Raw genomic sequence first — 2918 nt, 5'->3', positions numbered from 1 at the left:
TTGCTCATGTCGTCCCCCTGAGCTGGTGGTGTCAGGGGGACGACCGTAGGGCGCCGGGGCGGGGAGTGAAGGCGCCGTGGCTTACTTGTGATGAAAATGTGTGGGGCGTTGGTTCACGGCGCCGGTACGGCACCGATCTGCCGCATCACTCCGAGGAGGTCGGGCTGGCCCCGTTCGCCGATGATCCGGCCGTCGGCCAGGTAGTAGAAGTTCATGGCCTGCACCGAGATCTTGTTGCCGCTCGCCGGGATCCCGAAGAACTCGCCGTCGTGGGTTCCCCGCATGGTGAACCGCGCGGCCACGGTGTCGCCTTCGGTGACCGTCTCCTCCAGCGTCCACCGGACGTCGGGGAAGGCGCCGCGCATCATCCCGAGGACTTCCATGTACCCCTCGGGCCCTCGCAGTGGTTCCGGGTGACTCGGTGCGTGGAACACCGCGTCCGGAGAGATGACCTCGCGAGCGAGACCCTCGTCGCCCGTATTGATGAACTCGACGAAGCGGTTCATCACTGACTCGCTGGACTGCGGCGGCATCTTGCTGTGCCTCTCCCGAGACGGTGGGTGGATCCTGCGAGCGTAACATCGAATCGATGTGCACATCGATTCGATGTGACCATGCCACAATGGGCCCATGCTGGAACTCGCGATACTCGGTTTCCTGGCCGAGGCGCCCTTGCCCGGACACGAGCTGCGCCGCCGCGTCTCACAGCTGACCGGCTACACGCGGCCGGTCAGTGACGGCAGCCTCTATCCGGCGATCAACCGCCTGACCAAGGCGGGCCTCATCGAGCGGCGCGCCGACCCGGCCGCGGGGGCGGCCCGATACGTGCTCAGCCTGACCCCGGCCGGGCGGGCCGACATGCTTCAGCGGCTGCGCAAGCCCGCCGACCACGAGGTCACCGACTTCACCCGGTTCTACATCGTCCTGGCATTCCTCTCCCACCTGCCCGACGTGGCCGAACAGCACGCGGTGCTGCGCAGACGGCTGGAGTTCCTCGAAGAACCGGCGAGCTTCTTCTACGACAAGGACCGGCCCCTGCGCGCCGAGGAGATCACCGACCCCTACCGGCGCGGCATGCTGCTCACCGCCCGCGCCACCAGCCGAGCCGAACGGACCTGGCTGCGCGAGGCCCTCGGCGAGAATCCGCCCGCATTCGATACCACCGGCACCGAGAGCGATCGGCGTCCGCCGGCCGCTCCCGCGAGCTGACCGCCCACGGAGGTACCCATGCTTGCTGCCTGGTACGACGATCAGGGCCCCGCCGCCGATGTCCTGCACGTCGGCGAACTCCCCGATCCCCTCCCCGGTCCGGGCGAGGTCCGCATCCGCGTCACCGTCTCGGGCGTCAACCCCGGCGACACCAAGAAGCGGCGCGGCTGGCTCGGCTCCTCCATGCCCCATCCGCGGGTGATCCCGCACAGCGATGCCGCCGGAGTCGTCGACGCCGTGGGCGCCGGCGTCGACGCCCGCCGCGTCGGACAACGGGTCTGGGTGTACGGCGCCCAGTCCTACCGCCCCTTCGGCACAGCCGCCCAGTACACCGCCGTACCCGACCACCAGGCCGTACCCCTGCCCGGTCACCTCGGTGACGAACTGGGCGCGAGCCTCGGCATCCCCGGCATCACCGCCCACCGCACCGTCTTCGCCGACGGCCCGGTCGACGGCCGACTGGTCCTGGTCCACGGAGTCCTCGGCGGCGTCGGCTCCCTGGCCGCCCAGCTCGCCCACTGGGCCGGCGCCACCGTGATCGCCACCGTCCGCCGCACCGCGGACCTCGACCACGTCGACCCGGCTGTCGTCTCCCACGCCGTCGCCCTGGACACCGGCGACCCCGCCGCGGCCATCCGCTCGTACGCGACGCGGGGAGTCGACCGGATCATCGAGGTCGCACTGTCCGACAACGCCGACCTCGACAACGCCGTAGCCGCCGACGAGGCCGTCATCGCCGCCTACGCCACCCGCACGGACCGTACCGAGATCCCCTTCTGGCCGCTGCTGTTCAACAACGTCACCCTGCGGCTGCTCGGCAGCGACGACTTCCCCGCCGAGGCCAAGCGCCAGGCCGCCCGCGACCTCACCTCCGCCGCCGCCCTCGGCGCCCTCACGGTCGCCGTCGGCGACCGCTACCCGCTGGACGACATCGCCAAGGCCCACGACCACGTCGACGCCGGCGGTGGCCGCGGCCGCATCCTGGTCACCGTGCCCTGACGGCCGACGCCTCGCCCGGCGTCACCGCGGGCCGATGCCCTGTGCGGCCCCGGCCGCCCCCTGCCTCAGATGCGCACCGCCACCCCCGTGAACGTCGTCTCCGGGGTCTGGGGGCTCGTGAAGCGGGCGTTGACCAGGTAGAGGCGGTTGCCGTAGCGGGCGGCCGTGGTGGGGACGTCGAAGTGGGGGGAGGTGATCGTGCGGCTGAGGGTGGCGGTGGTGGACGTGCGGTCCAGGGTCCAGACGCTGACGAGGTTCAGGCGATTCTGGACGACGTACAGGGTGCGGCCGATGCGGTAGAGGCCGTCGCCGTTGACGACGGTCTCCTGTCCGACCAGGGTGATCTTCGTGGTGATGCCCGTCCTGAGGTTCACCTTGTGCAGCTCGCCGGGGGTGCTCTTGACGACGATCAGGGCGCGGCCGTCCGGGGTGTCGACGATGCCGTTGGCGCNNTGGGTCCAGTCGCCGGTGAGGGGGAGGGCACGGATCTCGCCGGGTCGGCCGCCGCGCGGGGCGCCGTACAGGACGGCGTCGCGGGAGTCGGTGAACCAGGCGCGGTCGCCCAGCAGGGTCACGTCGTTGATGAAGTGGCCGGTGGGGGAGGTGAGTTGGTGGGTGGTGAGGAGTTCGCCGGTGCGGGAGTCGATGACTCGGGCCACTCCGGTGCTGCCCGCCACGTACAGCAGGCCGTCGTGGTCCAGCTTGAGGCC

General features: G+C 70.7%; 4 protein-coding genes. 2 read left to right on the top strand and 2 right to left on the bottom strand.

Going from position 1 to position 2918, the window contains the following annotated elements; genetic code table 11:
• Positions 1-113: 113 nt before the first annotated feature.
• The gene (locus tag BZL64_RS31800; protein ID WP_244205609.1) at positions 114-506 is read right to left on the bottom strand and encodes an ester cyclase; all 393 of its coding nucleotides are present in this window, start codon (positions 504-506) and stop codon (positions 114-116) included.
• A gap of 124 nt (positions 507-630) precedes the next feature.
• On the opposite strand from BZL64_RS31800, the gene BZL64_RS31795 reads away from it, so the two are divergent.
• Positions 631-1209, top strand: coding sequence for a PadR family transcriptional regulator (locus BZL64_RS31795; protein ID WP_086772595.1), 579 nt, complete (start codon positions 631-633; stop codon positions 1207-1209).
• Positions 1210-1227: 18 nt separating this feature from the next.
• Positions 1228-2208 (top strand): NADPH:quinone reductase, encoded by a 981-nt coding sequence (locus BZL64_RS31790; protein WP_086772594.1) that lies wholly within the window; start codon positions 1228-1230, stop codon positions 2206-2208.
• A 65-nt stretch (positions 2209-2273) separates the two neighbouring features.
• Here the strand turns inward: BZL64_RS31790 and BZL64_RS31785 are convergent.
• Positions 2274-2918: SMP-30/gluconolactonase/LRE family protein (locus tag BZL64_RS31785; RefSeq protein WP_086772593.1), on the bottom strand; the 645-nt coding region annotated here is incomplete at its 5' end.

The sequence above is a fragment of the Streptomyces bobili genome (assembly GCF_002154575.1).
GTDB classification, from domain to species: Bacteria; Actinomycetota; Actinomycetes; order Streptomycetales; family Streptomycetaceae; genus Streptomyces; species Streptomyces bobili.
Note: the sequence above shows the minus strand (reverse complement) of the source record. Positions and strands in the feature narration are given on the sequence as shown.

Bases quoted from the DNA above. Each gene is read 5' to 3' on its own strand.
- BZL64_RS31795 (WP_086772595.1), top strand. From the start codon at position 631: ATGCTGGAACTCGCGATACTCGGTTTCCTGGCCGAGGCGCCCTTGCCC.
- BZL64_RS31800 (WP_244205609.1), bottom strand. From the start codon at position 506: ATGAACCGCTTCGTCGAGTTCATCAATACGGGCGACGAGGGTCTCGCT.
- BZL64_RS31790 (WP_086772594.1), top strand. From the start codon at position 1,228: ATGCTTGCTGCCTGGTACGACGATCAGGGCCCCGCCGCCGATGTCCTG.